14 protein-coding genes are annotated in these 16,506 nt (G+C 63.1%); 13 read left to right on the top strand and 1 reads right to left on the bottom strand.

Translation table 11 applies throughout. The features are described from left to right. The first annotated feature begins 2 nt into the window (after window positions 1-2). From ACIGDJ_RS13345 to madM, 12 genes are all read left to right on the top strand, one after another. Window positions 3-5,912, top strand: coding sequence for an Hpt domain-containing protein (locus ACIGDJ_RS13345; protein WP_397478636.1), 5,910 nt, complete (start codon window positions 3-5; stop codon window positions 5,910-5,912). Further along, window positions 5,905-6,375 (top strand): chemotaxis protein CheW, encoded by a 471-nt coding sequence (locus ACIGDJ_RS13340; protein ID WP_101161201.1) that lies wholly within the window; start codon window positions 5,905-5,907, stop codon window positions 6,373-6,375. Before ACIGDJ_RS13345 ends, ACIGDJ_RS13340 begins: the two co-directional genes overlap by 8 nt. Before the next feature lie 479 nt (window positions 6,376-6,854). Further along, window positions 6,855-7,220, top strand: a complete 366-nt coding sequence (locus ACIGDJ_RS13335; protein WP_101161197.1) for a DUF6124 family protein — start codon at window positions 6,855-6,857, stop codon at window positions 7,218-7,220. Window positions 7,221-7,466: 246 nt separating this feature from the next. Continuing rightward, window positions 7,467-9,137 (top strand): malonate decarboxylase subunit alpha, encoded by a 1,671-nt coding sequence (gene mdcA, locus ACIGDJ_RS13330; RefSeq protein WP_397504562.1) that lies wholly within the window; start codon window positions 7,467-7,469, stop codon window positions 9,135-9,137. Continuing rightward, window positions 9,137-9,994 (top strand): triphosphoribosyl-dephospho-CoA synthase, encoded by an 858-nt coding sequence (locus ACIGDJ_RS13325; protein WP_101161190.1) that lies wholly within the window; start codon window positions 9,137-9,139, stop codon window positions 9,992-9,994. Before mdcA ends, ACIGDJ_RS13325 begins: the two co-directional genes overlap by 1 nt. Continuing rightward, window positions 9,994-10,293 (top strand): malonate decarboxylase subunit delta, encoded by a 300-nt coding sequence (locus tag ACIGDJ_RS13320; RefSeq protein WP_056786420.1) that lies wholly within the window; start codon window positions 9,994-9,996, stop codon window positions 10,291-10,293. The genes ACIGDJ_RS13325 and ACIGDJ_RS13320 overlap by 1 nt, the downstream gene beginning before the upstream one ends. Next, on the top strand, window positions 10,286-11,137 hold the full coding sequence (locus ACIGDJ_RS13315) for a biotin-independent malonate decarboxylase subunit beta (protein ID WP_101161187.1): 852 nt from the start codon (window positions 10,286-10,288) through the stop codon (window positions 11,135-11,137). Before ACIGDJ_RS13320 ends, ACIGDJ_RS13315 begins: the two co-directional genes overlap by 8 nt. Further along, on the top strand, window positions 11,134-11,919 hold the full coding sequence (gene mdcE, locus ACIGDJ_RS13310) for a biotin-independent malonate decarboxylase subunit gamma (RefSeq protein WP_397478634.1): 786 nt from the start codon (window positions 11,134-11,136) through the stop codon (window positions 11,917-11,919). Before ACIGDJ_RS13315 ends, mdcE begins: the two co-directional genes overlap by 4 nt. Then, window positions 11,913-12,533: a malonate decarboxylase holo-ACP synthase gene (locus ACIGDJ_RS13305; RefSeq protein ID WP_101161183.1), complete on the top strand. Its 621-nt coding sequence runs from the start codon at window positions 11,913-11,915 to the stop codon at window positions 12,531-12,533. Before mdcE ends, ACIGDJ_RS13305 begins: the two co-directional genes overlap by 7 nt. Next, the gene (mdcH, locus tag ACIGDJ_RS13300; protein WP_101161181.1) at window positions 12,530-13,450 is read left to right on the top strand and encodes a malonate decarboxylase subunit epsilon; all 921 of its coding nucleotides are present in this window, start codon (window positions 12,530-12,532) and stop codon (window positions 13,448-13,450) included. Before ACIGDJ_RS13305 ends, mdcH begins: the two co-directional genes overlap by 4 nt. Before the next feature lie 67 nt (window positions 13,451-13,517). Next, a complete protein-coding gene (gene madL / locus ACIGDJ_RS13295) occupies window positions 13,518-13,910 on the top strand; it encodes a malonate transporter subunit MadL (protein ID WP_101161179.1) in 393 nt (130 codons plus the stop codon). A gap of 5 nt (window positions 13,911-13,915) precedes the next feature. Next, entirely contained in the window at window positions 13,916-14,680 is a 765-nt protein-coding gene (gene madM, locus ACIGDJ_RS13290) for a malonate transporter subunit MadM (RefSeq protein ID WP_024014642.1), read from the top strand. Between the two features lie 117 nt (window positions 14,681-14,797). Here madM and ACIGDJ_RS13285 read toward each other — a convergent pair whose 3' ends face one another. Next, entirely contained in the window at window positions 14,798-15,718 is a 921-nt protein-coding gene (locus ACIGDJ_RS13285) for a LysR substrate-binding domain-containing protein (protein WP_397478633.1), read from the bottom strand. A gap of 141 nt (window positions 15,719-15,859) precedes the next feature. Here ACIGDJ_RS13285 and ACIGDJ_RS13280 point away from each other — a divergent pair, with 141 nt between their 5' ends. Further along, window positions 15,860-16,477, top strand: a complete 618-nt coding sequence (locus ACIGDJ_RS13280; RefSeq protein WP_007964065.1) for a hemolysin III family protein — start codon at window positions 15,860-15,862, stop codon at window positions 16,475-16,477. The last annotated feature ends 29 nt before the right edge of the window (window positions 16,478-16,506 follow it).

Below are 16,506 nucleotides of genomic sequence, written 5' to 3'. Positions count from 1 at the left end.
TTATGGGTGATCGGCACGACTATGTGGCCCTGGAGTGGGTCAAGGGCGAAATTGCCGAAACGCTGAAGCTGGCGCATCAGGCGATCGAAGCCGTGCTTGACGATCCGCAGGCTCTCCCCGGGCTGGACGATTGCCTGGCCTACATTCATCAGGTCCACGGCAGTCTGCAAATGGTCGAGTTCTACGGCGCAGCGTTGCTTGCCGAAGAAATGGAGCATCTGGTTGAAGCCCTCCAACATCAACGCGTGCCGCACCGCGACGAAGCCCTGCACCTGATGTTGCAAGCGCTGGGGCAATTGCCGGCGTACCTCGACCGCGTGCAGAGCGCCCGCCGTGACCTGCCGCTGGTGGTGCTGCCGCTGATCAATGATCTGCGCAGCGCTCGCGGTGAAAGCCTGCTGGCGGAAACCAGCCTGTTCAGCCCGCCACTGCCCGGGTTGGCGCCGCTCGGCGACGAGGCACTCGCCGCGCTGGAACCGCCCGATCTGCCGAACGTACTGCGCAAACTTCGGCAGATGCTGCAAATGGCTCTGGTCGGCCTGCTGCGCGAACAGGATGACCAGACGCACCTCGGTTATCTGGCCAAAGTCTTCAGCCGTCTCGAAGCACTGAGCGGCGATGCGCCGTTGAGCCCTTTGTGGCAAATCGCCTCGGCGTTGGTCGAGGGCATGCGCGAGGGCGCCATCGCCAACAGTCCAGCGCTGCGCAGCCTGTTCAAGGACGCCGACACAGAGCTCAAGCGCCTGCTCGATCAGGGGATGCGTGGGCTCAACCAACCGGCTCCGGCCGACCTGCTGAAAAGCCTGCTGTTCTATATTGCCAAGGCCGAACATCCCACCGGGCAGATGCTGACCATGAAAGATCGCTACTCCCTGGACGACGCGCTGCCCGACAGCGCGATGGTCGACGAAGAGCGCGTACGCCTCGCCGGCCCCGACCGCGATGCCATGCGTTCGGTGCTGGCAGCGCTGTGCGAAGAGCTGGTGCGGGTCAAGGAGCGCCTCGATCTGTTCGTGCGCAGCGACCGCCAGCACGCCTCGGATCTGGACAGCCTGCTCGCGCCGCTGCGGCAGATCGCCGACACCCTTGCGGTGCTGGGTTTCGGCCAGCCGCGCAAAGTCATCATCGACCAACTGGCGGTGGTCCTCAGCCTTGCTCAGGGCCAGCGCGAACCGAACGACGCAATCCTCATGGACGTCGCCGGTGCCTTGCTCTACGTCGAAGCGACACTGGCCGGCATGGTCGGCACGGTCGAGACGCAAAGCGCCGACGACGCGCGCCTGCCGACCACCGACCTGACGCAGATCCACCAGATCGTGATCAAGGAAGCACGCATCTGCCTGCAACAGTCCAAGGACATGATCGTCGATTACATCGACGCCGATTGGGACCGCCAGCATCTGCAACCGCTGCCCGAGCTGCTGACCCAGGTGCGTGGCGCGCTGGCGATGATTCCGCTGGCCCGCGCGGCGAGTCTGGTCGAGGCCTGCAACGGTTTCATTCGCGAGCATTTGATGCTCGATGCCCATGAACCGGGCTGGGAGCAACTCGATCATCTGGCCGATGTGATCAGCAGCCTCGAGTATTACCTCGAACGCTTGAGCGATGACCCGCAGGCGCCCGCCGAGCATCTGCTTGATGTCGCGCAGAACAGCCTCGCCAGCCTCGGCTTCTTTGCCAGTGAGCAGCCCGGCGAAGCGCAGGTGCCGGTGCTTGATGAGGTGCTCAGCCCCAGCGAAGCGCAGGTCATGCAGAACCTGCAGACCCTCGATGATCCGCAGGTCGTGCAGTCGCTGGCCGAGGTGCTGGCCAGTCCGGTTTCGACGCTCAACCCGCCGGCACGCACTACACCTGGTAGCCTGATGCCGCCGCCGACGGATGAAGAACCGGTCGACGATGAACTGCGCGAAGTGTTCCTCGAAGAAACCGACGAAGTCCTCGCGGTCCTCCACGAATACCTGCCGCGCTGGACCGCCAATCCGCAGGACCGCGCCGCGCTGACCGAGCTGCGCCGGGCGTTCCACACCTTGAAGGGCAGTGGGCGCATGGTCCGTGCGTTGATCCTCGGCGAACTGGCCTGGGCGGTCGAAAATCTGCTCAATCGCGTACTCGAACAAAGCGTCGAACCTGGCGCAGTGCTGCGCCAGTTGCTCGGCGACACCGTGTTGCTGCTGCCCGAGCTGATCAACGAATTCGCCACCCAGCGTCAGCGTCAGCGCAGTGACGTCGATCAACTCGCCGCCCGCGCCCACGCGTTGGCCAAGGGTGATGAACCGCTGGCCGCCGAAGACACCGACGACGTCGCCGCACTCGATCCGCTGCTGCTGGAAATCTTCCGCAAGGAAGCCGAAACCCACCTCGCCAGCCTCAACCGTTTCCTCGATCAGGCCGCCGAGCAGGTGCCGTTGCAAGCCAGTGATGAACTGCAACGCGCACTGCATACGCTCAAGGGCAGCGCGTCGATGGCCGGCGTAGTGCCGATGGCCGAACTCGCAGCGTCACTCGATCAACTGGCCCGCGAATTCAAGGCGCATCAGTTGCCGCTGGATCTGGATGAGGTCGAATTGCTGCTCGAAGCCGAGGGCTTGTTCCGCGTCGGTCTGCGCCAGCTCAAACACGATCCGCTGGCGCCGATTGTCGGGGCGCAGTCGCTGATCAAACGCACCGAGGCGCTGCTCGCCGAACGCCTGCAAGCAGGCTCCGATGGCGCTGACAGCGGCCGGCGGCTCAAACGCGATCCGCAACTGATCAACAACTTCCTCGCCCAGGGCATGGACATCCTCCTCGACGCGGAAAACCTCTTGCAGCGTTGGCAGCAGCACCCCGGCGAACGCCAGGAACTCAGCGCTTTGCTCGATGAGCTGACCACGCTGGGCGAAGGCGCACACCTTGCCGATCTGCTGCCGGTTGATGGCTTGTGCGAAGCCTTGCTCGACCTGTATGGCGCGGTGGAAGAAAGCAGTCTGGCGGTCAGCGAGCGGTTTTTCCACGAAGCGCAGCTGGCCCACGAAGCGCTGATCAACATGCTCGACGAGCTCGCCGCCGGCCAGGAGATCACTGCGCAGCCAGAGCGAATTCGAGCGTTGCAGGAACTGCTCGACGAAGGCCTCGACCCGGCTTCGATGGGCCTGATCCGCAGCGACGGCAGCCGCACCCTGGACATTCGCGAATTGGGCAGCGCCACCGCGCAATTGCAGCAATCGGCTGCCGCGCTCGCGCCTGACGACGAAATCGTCGAAATCTTCCTCGAAGAGGCGGTGGACATTCTCGACAGCGCCGGGCAAGCCTTGCAGCGCTGGCTCAAGGACCCGGACAACGCCGCGCCGCTGTCGTCATTGCAGCGCGACTTGCACACGCTGAAGGGCGGCGCGCGCATGGCCGAGGTCGAGGCCGTCGGCGACCTTGCCCAGGAACTGGAAAATCTCTACGAAGGGCTGGTCGATCGACGCTACAACCACAGCGCTGCGCTCGAAGGTTTGTTGCAGCGCAGTCATGAGCGGTTGGCGCTGATGCTGGAGCAACTGCAAGCGCATCAAGCGCTGACCCCGGCGCAGGATTTGATCGACGCGATCCGTCAGTTGCGTCAGGGCCAGGCCGCCAGCGAATCTGCCCCCGCAGCGGTCGAACACGACAACGCCGGGCATGATCCGGAACTGTTGGAAATCTTCCTCGAAGAAGGTTTCGACATCATCGAAAGCTCCGGCGCCGCGCTGTTGCGCTGGCAGGCCGAGCCGGGCAACCGTCAGGAAATCGAAACCCTGCTGCGCGATCTGCACACCCTCAAGGGCGGTGCGCGGATGGTCGAAATCGGCCCGATCGGTGACCTCGCCCATGAGCTGGAATTTCTCTACGAAAGCCTTTCCACCGGTGCGCTGCAACCGTCTGCCGAATTGTTCGCCCTGGTGCAGCGCGGACATGACCGGTTGGCGCAGATGCTCGACGGCGTGCGCGCCGGGCAACCGTGCCCACCTGCCGATCGGCTGATCAGCGCGATCCAGAATTTCAGCCATCCGGCGCAGGTTGAAGCGCCGCCGGCGCCAGCTCCCGTGGTCAAGCCTGAGGCTGCGCCACCGCCCGCCGATGCTGGGGCGGACATGGTCAAGGTCTCGTCCGAACTGCTCGATGAGCTGGTCAACCTGGCCGGGGAAACCTCGATCTTTCGTGGGCGGATCGAGCAGCAAGTCAACGATGCGCAGATTGCTCTCAACGAGATGGAAACCACCATCGAGCGCATGCGCGATCAGTTGCGCCGCCTCGACACCGAAACCCAAGGGCGCATCCTCAGCCGCCAGCAAGTCGATGGCGAACGCCTCGGTTATGAAGACTTCGATCCGCTGGAAATGGATCGCCATTCGCAGCTCCAGCAACTGTCGCGGGCGCTGTTCGAATCCGCCTCGGACCTGCTCGACCTGAAGGAAACCCTCGACCGCCGCAACCACGATGCGGAGAACCTGTTGCAGCAGCAGGGGCGGATCAACACCGAGTTGCAGGAAGGCCTGATGCGTACGCGCATGGTGCCGTTCGAACGCATGGTGCCGCGTCTGAAACGCATCGTGCGTCAGGTCGCCGAAGAGCTGGGCAAGGATGTCGCGTTTGTGGTCGGCAACGCTGATGGCGAGATGGATCGCAACGTGCTGGAGCGCATGGCCGCGCCGCTGGAACACATGCTGCGCAATGCCGTCGACCATGGCCTGGAATCCACCGAGGTGCGGCTGGCGGCGGGTAAACCGGCGCAAGGGCAGATCACCCTCGATCTGTCGCGCGAGGGCGGCGACATGGTTTTCGACATCCGCGATGACGGCGCCGGTGTGCCTTTGGAAGCCGTGCGGCGCAAGGCGATCAAGCGCGGCTTGCTCGCGCCCGACGCCGAGATCAGCGACCGCGATGTGTTGCAGTTCATCCTCCAGCCGGGTTTCTCCACGGCGGAAAAGATTACCCAGATTTCCGGGCGTGGTGTCGGCATGGACGTGGTCCACGAAGAAGTGCGACAGCTCGGCGGCAGCATGAGCATCGATTCGGTGCCGGGGCAGGGCGTGCATTTCCGTATTCGCCTGCCGTTCACCGTGTCGGTCAACCGCGCGTTGATGGTGCAGTGCGGTGAGGATCAGTACGCGATCCCGCTGAACACCATCGAAGGCATTGTGCGTGTGTTGCCGAATGATCTGGAAGGGCATTTCCGTCACGATCCGCCGCGCTACGAGTATGGCGGTCAGCGTTACGAGCTGTGTTATCTGGGCGAGCTGCTGAAGACGGCGCCGCGGCCGAAACTGCTCGGGCAGAACCTGCCGTTGCCGGTGCTGCTGGTGCATTACAACGACCGCCACATTGCCGTGCTGGTGGATGCCATGGCCGGCACCCGCGAGATCGTGGTCAAAAGCCTCGGCCCTCAATTCGCGGCGGTGCAGGGCGTGTCGGGGGCGACGATTCTCGGCGATGGCCGGGTGGTGCTGATTCTGGATCTGCTCGCACCGATCCGGGCGATGCAGGCGCGGTTGGCGCAAGAGCCGGCGCGCACGGAGATCGACAGCGAACCGCACAAGCCGCTGCTGATCATGGTTGTCGATGACTCGGTGACGGTGCGCAAGGTCACCAGCCGTTTGCTCGAACGTCACGGCATGAACGTGCTGACCGCCAAGGACGGTGTCGATGCGATGCTGCTGCTTGAGGAGCACATGCCCGATCTGATGCTGCTCGACATCGAAATGCCGCGCATGGACGGCTTCGAGGTCGCCACCCAGGTACGCGCCGATGAACGCCTGCGCCATCTGCCGATCATCATGATCACCTCGCGCACCGGGCAGAAACACCGCGACCGCGCCATGGCCATCGGCGTCAACGACTACCTCGGCAAGCCGTATCAGGAATCGGTGTTGCTGGAGAGCATTGCCCAGTGGAGCCAGAAACATGCATGAGCACCGGCTCAACCCGCGCAACAGCCAGCTCACCGGGCTGCTGCTGCCGCTGGCCGATCGCAATCTAATCCTGCCCAATGTCGCCATCGCCGAGCTGATCGACTACCAGGCCAGCGCCTTCGACCTCGACACGCCGCCGTGGTACCTGGGGCGGGTGAAGTGGCGCGAGCGGCAGATCCCGCTGATCAGCTTCGAGTCGGCGTGCGGGCAGAAAATCGTCATCGGCGAACGGGCGCGCATTGTCATTCTCAATGCCTTGGGCGGCTTGCCCGAGCTGAGATTCATCGCCCTGTTGGTGCAGGGGATTCCTCGGTCGTACAAGCTGGACAGTCAGTTGAGTTATGTCGATGTGCCGTTGTGTGCGCTGGAGCAGGCGGCGGTGCAGGTGGGCGAGCAGGTGGCGAAGGTACCGGATTTGTTGGGGCTGGAGAAGTTGTTGGTGGAGGCGGGATTGGCCCGCTGATCCAAGGCTTGACCGATCGTTCCCACGCTCCGCGTGGGAATGCAGCCCGGGACGCTCCGCGTCCCTTTCAGAAGCCGAACGCGGAGCGTCCGTGGAGGCATTCCCACGCAGAGCGTGGGAACGATCAACATCAAGCCATGCCTGTGTTTAAAGACACCCAGTGTTACGCCCCACCAGCCTACAAATCCTTGCGCCGCTGCCTACGCCTGCGCCAGAATCCGCCGGCTTGTGCGCCCAGGGCTTGCTGCGTAACTTGGTTCCGTCACTGATTCGCAGTGATCGGGTTTAGTAGCCCGCGGTAATTCAGCTGGTCGTGCATTCATCACAGGTGTTCCGCACCTGAGCTTGATGGTGGCTGTACGTAGGGCGCTTCGGCGCGCCGGCTTAAGCTGAGTTCCCCGGTCTACTAACCTGCGTACAGTCGCCTCCCTTTCGTTTAGTAGCCAAGGGGTTGGCGCTCAACAACGGGAACACAGCTCATGTTCAAAGTTACGCCAAACCCGCCGACCCAAGACCCGGCATCGCCCTACCAATCTCCCGACTCAAAGAATCTTCACGACGCCGCCGAACGCGCCCTCGACCATTATCTCGGCCCGCACGCCGCCGACTTCATGGCCCCGCCGTACACCCCCAACACGCTATACATGGCCAACCCCGAAGCCGACACCGAGTCCTTGCTGGCCGACGCTTGTGAAACCCTTGGTTCGGCAACGGTGATGCTGCACAACCACGCCGCTTCCGTGGAAGGCTCACAGCGCAAGACCCTGCAGGGCATCGCGCAGATTGTCATGGTGGCGGAGATGGCGGTGAACCGGGTGCTGGACAAACTGGTGCCAACCGACTGAGCGAATGCGCTGAGGCGACTGGCCTCTTAGCGAGCAGGCTCGCTCCCACAATTGGAATGCGTTCGATCGTTCCCACGCGGAGCGTGGGAACGATCAAAAGATCGCAGCCTCGTTTCACTCGACAGCTTCTACAGGGGCTTCAGCTTGTCCGTTACGCTCAGCGTAATGATTCACCATCCAGCTTGATTGATGCCCTCATCGCACACGCCTACCTTGGCTCCACGACAGCGAACCCGTGGAGTGAGCATGACAACAACAACTACCCCCGACTCGCGCTGGACGCGGCGGCGTGACGAGAAGCAGCGTCGGCTCGACAAGGTGCGCGGGCTGGCCGATGGTGCGGTGTTGCCCAGCGACAAGATCGTCGCCGCGCTCGAAGCGCTGATCCATCTCGGCGACCGTGTGGTGCTGGAGGGCAACAACCAGAAGCAGGCGGATTTCCTCTCGCGTTCGCTGGCCAAGGCCGATCCGGCCAAGCTCCATGACCTGCACATGATCATGCCCAGCGTCGGCCGTTCGGAGCACCTCGACCTGTTCGAACGCGGCATCGCCCGCAAGCTCGATTTCTCCTTCGCTGGCACCCAGAGCCTGCGCATCAGCCAGTTGCTCGAAGACGGCCTGCTCGAAGTCGGCGCGATCCACACTTACATCGAACTCTATGCACGGCTGGTGGTGGACCTGATCCCCAACGTCGTGCTCTCGGCCGGGTTCATGGCCGACCGCGCCGGCAACATCTACACCGGCCCGAGCACCGAAGACACCCCGGCATTGATCGAACCGGCCGCATTCAGCGACGGCATCGTCATCGTTCAGGTCAACCAGTTGGTCGACGACGTCAGCGAACTGCCGCGCGTAGACATTCCCGCTTCATGGGTCGATTTTGTCGTGGTCGCCGACAAGCCGTTCTACATCGAACCGTTGTTCACTCGCGACCCGCGCCACATCAAGCCTGTACATGTGCTGATGGCGATGATGGCGATTCGCGGGATCTACGAAAAACACAACGTGCAGTCGCTCAACCACGGCATCGGTTTCAACACCGCCGCCATTGAGCTGATCCTGCCGACCTACGGCGAATCCCTCGGCCTCAAAGGCAAGATCTGCCGCAACTGGACCCTCAACCCGCACCCGACGCTGATCCCGGCGATCGAAAGCGGCTGGGTCGAAAGCGTGCATTGCTTCGGCACCGAACTGGGCATGGAAAACTACATCGCCGCCCGGCCGGACGTGTTCTTCACCGGCCGCGACGGCTCGCTGCGTTCCAATCGTATGGTCTGCCAACTCGCCGGGCAGTACGCGGTGGATCTGTTTATCGGCGCGACGCTGCAGGTCGATGGCGACGGCCATTCCTCGACCGTGACCCGGGGTCGTCTGGCCGGTTTCGGTGGCGCGCCGAACATGGGCCACGACCCGCGCGGTCGCCGTCACGGCACCCCGGCGTGGCTGGACATGCGCCACGCCGATGGGCCGCAACCGATGCTCGAACGTGGCAAGAAACTCGTGGTGCAAATGGTCGAGACCTTCCAGGAGGGCGGCAAACCGACCTTCGTCGAAACCCTCGACGCCGTGGAGGTGGCGAAGAAAAGCGGCATGCCGCTGGCGCCGATCATGATCTACGGCGACGACGTTACCCACCTGCTCACCGAAGAAGGCATCGCCTACCTGTACAAGGCGCGCTCGCTGGAAGAGCGCCAGGCGATGATCGCAGCGGTCGCCGGAGTTACTGCCATCGGCCTGCGACACAACCCGAAAGACACCGAACGCATGCGCCGCGAGGGCCTGATCGCCCTGCCCGAAGACCTCGGCATCCGCCGCACTGACGCCACGCGCGAATTGCTCGCGGCGAAAAGCGTGGCCGATCTGGTCGAGTGGTCCGGCGGCCTGTACAACCCGCCCGCCAAATTCAGGAGCTGGTAATGCACGCATTCAACCTGCAAGCACAACCGCTGTCGCTGGCTGACCGCTTGGCCGATCTGGCGGTGGACGCGCTGATCGACGAAGCGGATCTGTCGCCGAAACCGGCGCTGGTCGACCGTCGCGGCAATGGCGCGCACACCGATCTGCACCTGGGCCTGATGCACGCGTCGGCGTTGGCCTTGTGGCCGGCATTCAAGGAAATGGCCGAGGCAGCGCTGAACATTGGCGAAGTCGGTCTGCCATTGCGCGAAGCGATTGGCCGCATCGGCCGTGAAGGCGAGCAAGCGATGCTCGCGACCACTAACGGCGTCAACACCCATCGCGGTGCGATCTGGGCGTTGGGACTGTTGGTGACGGCCGCCGCGCTGCAACCGAAATCCGTCGCCCTGTGTGCCGCGCGCCTGGCATTGCTCGACGACCGCTACGCACCGAAACCGCTCAGCCACGGCGCACAAGTCGCCCAGCGTTACGGCGCACGCGGCGCTCGGGAAGAAGCGCAACTCGGCTTCCCGTCCGTGCTGCAACGCGGCCTGCCGCAGCTGCACAAAAGCCGCGCCAGCGGCCACGGCGAACAGAACGCCCGGCTCGACGCCTTGCTGGCGATCATGACCGAACTGGCCGACACCTGCGTGCTCTACCGCGCCGGCGAACCCGGCCTGCAGGCCATGCAGTCCGGCGCGCAAGCGGTGCTCGATGCCGGTGGCAGCGCCAGCCTCAGCGGCCGCCGCCGATTGCACGAACTGGATCAACAACTCATCGCATTGAATGCCTCGCCCGGTGGTGCCGCCGACTTGCTCGCCGCCACGCTGCTGCTCGACCGAATCGAGCGCGACGGCATCTTGCAGGGAGCGTTTTGATGGAAAGCCTATCGTTTGAATTCCCCGCCGGGCAGCCGCCACGCGGGCGTGCGCTGGTCGGTTGTGTCGGCTCGGGGGATCTGGAAGTGCTGATCGAACCGGGCCTGGCCGGCAAACTGACGATCAACGTGCAGACCTCGGTCAACGGCGCGCAACAGCGCTGGCAGCATCTGTTTGCGCGGATGTTCGATGGCACCACGCCACCGGCGATGGCCATCGACATCCACGATTTTGGCGCGACGCCGGGGGTGGTGCGCTTGCGTCTGGAACAGGGTTTCGAGGAGATCGGCCATGACTGACAGCGCCGCGTTGCTCAACAAACACAGCTTCGTCGAACTCGGCGCGCGGCAGCGGGCGAAGGCCTTGCTCGACGCCGGGACGTTTCGCGAACTGCTCGATCCGTTTCAACGGGTCATGTCGCCATGGCTTGAGCGCCAGGGCGTAGTGCCGCAGGCCGATGACGGCGTAATCATCGCCAAGGGCAGCCTCGACGGTTTGCCAGTAGTGATTGCCGCGGTCGAAGGCGCGTTTCAGGGCGGCAGCCTTGGCGAAGTCGGCGGGGCGAAAATTGCCGGGGCGCTGGAGCTGGCCGCCGAAGACAACCGCAAAGGCATCCCGACCCGCGCAGTGCTGCTGCTGGAAACCGGTGGCGTGCGCTTGCAGGAAGCCAATCTCGGCCTCGCGGCGATTGCCGATATTCACGCGGCGATTGTCGATTTGCAGCAATACCAACCCGTGGTCGGCGTGGTCGCCGGCAGCGTCGGTTGCTTTGGCGGCATGTCGATTGCCGCTGCGCTGTGCAGTTATCTGCTGGTGACTCAGGAAGCGCGCCTCGGATTGAACGGCCCGCAAGTGATCGAGCAGGAAGCCGGGATCGAGGAATACGACTCTCGCGACCGCCCATTCATCTGGAGCCTGACCGGCGGCGAACAGCGGTTCAACACGGGACTGGTGGACCGTTATGTCGGCGATGATGTGGCGCAGATTCGTCAGCAGGTGAGTGAACTGCTCCAGCAAGGTCTGCCGGCACAGCCGCGCAGTCAACGCGCCGAGTGGTTTCTGCAACGCCTGGCGAGTCTGGACACGGACAAGCAAATCGAGCCTTCGGTGGTTCGCGATCTGTATCAAGGAGAGCGCTCATGAGTGGTTATTCATTGCGCGGTTTGCACTGGTTCAACGCTCTGAGCGCGGGTGCTAAAAACGTCGAAGGCCTGCCGGCGTCGTTGAAAGTCGCTGACGGTGAACTCGGGCGTTTTATCGCCGTGGTCGCCGACCCGGACAATCGCTTTCCCCGCGCTCGCAACGGCGAAGTCGGCTTGCTCGAAGGCTGGGGGCTGGCCAAGGCTGTGGATGACGCGATCAGCGCTGATCGCGATAACGCGCAAAAGCGCCCGATCATCGCCATCGTCGATGTGCCGAGCCAGGCCTATGGTCGGCGCGAAGAAGCGCTCGGCATTCATCAGGCGCTGGCCGGCGCGGCGGGCAGTTATGCCCGTGCGCGGCTGGCCGGCCATCCGGTGATTGCGCTGCTGGTGGGCAAGGCCATGTCGGGTGCATTTCTGGCCCACGGTTATCAGGCCAATCGCCTGATTGCTTTGCGCGATCCCGGGGTGATGGTGCATGCGATGGGCAAGGCTTCGGCGGCGCGGGTCACCTTGCGCAGTGTCGAGGAGCTGGAAGCGCTGGCCTCCAGCGTACCGCCGATGGCTTATGACATCGACAGCTACGCCAGCCTCGGTCTGCTCTGGGAAACCCTCTCGGTGCAGCAGATCGAACAACCGACGGCGGAGGATCTGGCGCGGGTCAGCGAATGCCTCAAGCAAGCCATTGCTGATATCACCGGCACCTATTTGAAAGGCCGCCTCGGCGCGAGCAATCGTGCAGCTTCCAGCAAAGTCCGCGAATTGCTGAGGGCGCAGTGGTGAACCAGCCCATGGCCCACGATCTGCTCTGGGGCATGACCCCGGCGCAGTTGCCGGCGGATGCGCCACAGTGGGCAGTTGATTCGCTGGCCGCCGGGCAACCGGTGGTGGTGCGCCGGGCGTTGAGTGCTGACGGTTTTGTCGCGGTCGGCGTGCGTGGGTTGCTGCGTGAGCAGCGGCTGGCGGCGTTCATGCGCGTCGATTCGATTGTGCGGCGGGTCAGTCCTGAAGCGTTGTGTCATGTCGACAGCGCGCGTGATCTGCCGGTCATGCAAGCGCTCAGACAATTGCGGCCGATGCTCGATGACTGCGGTTCGGTCTGGGGTGTCAGCGGCAGTGTCGGGTTTGAATTGGCCAGTGGTTTCAGAGCGATGCACGCGGCCAGTGATCTTGATCTGATTCTGCGTGCGCCGCAGATGATCGGCCGTGATCAGGCGCGCGAACTGGTCGCGCTTTTTGATCAAACTGCGTGCCGGGTCGACATGCAATTGCAGACGCCGCTCGGTGCCGTGGCTTTGCGCGAATGGGCCAGTGGCTCGGCGCGTGTCCTGCTGAAAAATGCGCATCAGGCAGTATTGGTGACGAATCCGTGGCACCCGCAGGAGCAGGCAGCGTGAGCAGTCTGCTGGTGTTCCCCGGCCAGGGCGCGCAGCAAGCCGGCATGCTCCAGCGTTTGCCTCGCGAAACACTGGTCGAGGCCAGTGATGTGCTCGGCGAAGATGTTGCGCTGCTGGATTCAGCCGAGGCATTGCGCGCGACCAGAGCGGTGCAGCTGTGCCTGCTGATCGCCGGTGTCGCTGCTTCTCGGCAGTTATTGCAGGATGGGCTGAGCGCGGATTACGTCGCCGGCCTGTCCATCGGCGCATACCCGGCAGCAGTGGTGGCGGGAGCCTTGAGTTTCAGCGATGCGTTGCATCTGGTCAGCCTGCGCGGTGAGCTGATGCAGCAGGCTTATCCACAGGGCTACGGCATGACCGCGATCATCGGCTTGCAGTTATCCACCGTCGAAACGCTGCTGGCGCAGGTTCACAGCGAGGATTCGCCGGTGTATCTGGCCAACATCAATGCCGATAACCAAGTGGTGATTGCCGGTAGCGACAGGGCCATGCAAACGGTGGCTGAACTGGCGCGCAGTCGCGGCGCCGGTCTGGCGAAGCGCCTGGCGGTGAGTGTGCCGTCGCACTGTCCGCTGCTGGACGAACCGGCGCAAACCCTCGCCGAAGCCTTCGCCGGGGTTGCGGTTAAAACGCCGAAAATCGCATACCTCAGTGGTAGCCGTGCGCGTCCGGTAATCAAGCCGGAGGCCTTGCGCGACGACCTCGCTTTCAACATGTGCCGCGTGGTGGACTGGCGCGGCACCGTGCAAAGCGCCTACGAGCGCGGCGTACGTTTACAGATCGAACTGCCGCCCGGCGCGGTGCTGACCGGGCTGGCGCGCCGGGTGTTCGAGCAGGGCACCGTCACTGCCTTCGACAGTGCCCGCCTCGACACCCTGCAAGCGCTGTTGCGAGAGGAGGGTGGCCGCCAACTCTAAAACCGCCGCGACTCAAGCTTCGAACAACAAAAACAACATTCGACGATGCACTTTGAGGACTACAACAATGATTATTTACGGTGTGGCGTTTCTCGCCTTTTGTACGCTGGTCGGTATCTGGGTCGGTGAACTGCTCGGCAAGCTGATCGGCGTGCCGGCCAACGTCGGCGGTGTCGGTATTGCGATGCTGCTGTTGATCGGCCTCGGCAGCTATCTCTATAAAAGCGGCTGGCTCAAGGGCAAGACCGAGCAGGGCGTGGAGTTCTGGAGCGCGATCTACATTCCCATCGTGGTCGCCATGGCCGCGCAGCAGAATGTCTACGGTGCGCTGAAGGGCGGGCCGATGGCGATTCTGGCCGGAACCCTCGCTGTAGTGATCGCTTTTGCTCTGGTGCCGGTGCTGACACGCATGGGCAACAAGCAACAGACGCCGATTGCTCCAGCCAAGACTGCGGGGTGATCGCCATGTACGAATCAATGATGAAAGTGATCACCGGCTACGGTCTGATCAGCGGCTTTTTGATTGTCGGCCTGACCATGTGGGTGTCCTACTGGATGTCCAACACCTTCACCAAGGGTCGTCTGCACGGCTCGGCGATCGCCATTCTGCTCGGGCTGGTGCTGTCGTATATCGGCGGCGCGCTCACCGGTGGGCAGAAGGGCGTGGTCGATATTCCGCTGCTGTCGGGCATTGGCCTGCTCGGCGGTGCGATGCTGCGTGATTTCGCGATTGTTGCCACCGCGTTCGGTGTCAGCGTCGATGAGCTCAAACGGGCCGGGCTTGTGGGTGTGCTGGCGCTGTTCGTGGGGGTAGGCACTTCTTTCGTCGCGGGTGTCGGCGTGGCGATGGCGTTCGGCTATACCGATGCGGTGAGCCTGACCACCATTGGCGCGGGTGCCGTGACCTATATCGTCGGTCCGGTGACGGGGGCGGCGATTGGTGCGAGTTCCGAAGTGATGGCGTTGTCGATTGCGGCGGGTCTGATCAAGGCGATTCTGGTAATGGTGATGACACCGTTCGTGGCGCCGATGATCGGCCTGAACAATCCACGTAGCGCGGTGATTTTTGGCGGTTTGATGGGCACCTCCAGCGGCGTCGCCGGCGGGTTGGCGGCCACCGATCCGAAGCTGGTGCCTTATGGTTGCCTGACGGCGGCGTTCTACACCGCGCTAGGGTGCCTGCTCGGGCCTTCGCTGTTGTTTCTGGCGATGCGCGGGTTGATGGGCTGACCGAGCTCACGCTGATCGTTCCCACGCTCTGCGTGGGAATGCAGCCCGGGACGCTCCGCGTCCCAAAGCGGACGCAGAGCGTCCATTGAGGCATTCCCACGCAGAGCGTGGGAACGATCATGGGCTCGCCTGGCGGTTGGCATACATCCGACACTCCGCCAGCAACGCCAGCAAATTCGGATCGCGCTCCTTGGCCTTCAGAAACACCACGCCGATGTGCTGCTGCAAGCGGTACTTCTCCTGCAACGGAATCAGCTTCACCCGATTCTCGTACACCGCCGCAATCCGCCCCGGCAACAAGGCGTACCCCACCCCTGAGCTGACCATGCTCAGCAGGGTGAAGATGTCATTGACCTGCATCGCCACTTTCGGCTCGAACCCCGCCTGCTTGAACACCCGCACACCGTCCTGATGGGTGGCGAAGCCCTGGGTCAAGGTGATGAAAGTCTCGTCGCGCACTTCCGCCAAATCGACTTCACTGCGTTGAGCAAACTTCGAATCCGCCGGGGTGGCGAGGAAAATGTCGTCGGAAAACAGCGCAATCTGCTCGCAATCCGGATCGTTGATGCTGTCGTCCAGCGACACCAGAATCGCATCCACTTCCATGTTTTTCAGCTTGTAGAGCAGGTCGATGTTCGAGCCGAGGATCAGGTCGATGTTGAGTTCGCTGCGGCGGATTTTCAGGCCCATGATCAGCTGCGGCACGGTCTTCACCGTCAGCGAATACAGCGAGCCAAGCTTGAAGCGCTCGGCAGAGAACCCGGCGGCTTCGCGGGTCAGGCGCACGCTGTCGACCACGTCGTTGATCAGCTTCTGCGCACGCTCTTCCAGCACATAGGCGCTTTCCAGCGGCGTCAGGTTGCGCCCTTCGTGTTTGAACAGCGGGCAGCGCAGCGCGCTTTCCAGCGAGTGAATGGCGCGGTGCACGCTGACGTTGCTGGTCTGCAGTTCGGCGGCGGCGCGGGCGAGGTTGCCGGTGCGCATGAAGGCGAGGAACACCTCAAGTTTTTTCAGGGTCAATTCTTCGTCGATCAGCATGGCGCGGACTCTTTTTGGTATCGACCGATTGTGCCCAATTCCCGCGTGCCGCGCAGGCGAGGTTGAACAGAAACATTGCGCTTTTACGCTCAAGGCCCGAGCCTTGCGCGCTTGCGGTAGCGACTATGAGGAAGGCGACACATGTATCACGGGGAAAAACTCAACGCCTGGACCCACCTGGTCGGAGCGGTGGCGGCGTTTATTGGCGGCGTGTGGATGCTGGTGATCGCCAGTCTCGACGGCAGTCCGTGGAAGATTGTCAGCGTGGCGATCTACGCGTTCACCCTGCTGGTGCTCTACAGCGCATCGACCGTGTACCACAGCGTGCGCGGGCGCAAGAAGGCGATCATGAAGAAGGTCGATCATTTTTCGATCTACCTGCTGATCGCCGGCAGCTACACACCGTTTTGTCTGGTAACCCTGCGCGGGCCATGGGGCTGGACGCTGTTCGGAATCGTCTGGGGGCTGGCGCTGATCGGCATCCTGCAGGAAATCAAACCGCGCTCGGAGGCGCGGATTCTGTCGATCGTGATTTACGCGGTGATGGGCTGGATCGTGCTGGTCGCGGTCAAGCCGTTGATTGCCGCGCTGGGCACGGCGGGGTTTGCCTGGCTGGCGTCGGGCGGGGTGTTGTATACGGTGGGGATTATCTTTTTTGCCCTTGATCACCGGCTGCGGCATGCACATGGGATCTGGCATCTGTTCGTGATTGCCGGGAGCTTGCTGCACTTTGTCGCGATTCTGTTTTACGTCCTGTAAATGCAATCCCTGTGACTGATCGTTCCCAC

The sequence above is a fragment of the Pseudomonas sp. NPDC079367 genome (assembly GCF_044542195.1).
Lineage (GTDB): Bacteria > Pseudomonadota > Gammaproteobacteria > Pseudomonadales > Pseudomonadaceae > Aquipseudomonas.
Note: the sequence above shows the minus strand (reverse complement) of the source record. Positions and strands in the feature narration are given on the sequence as shown.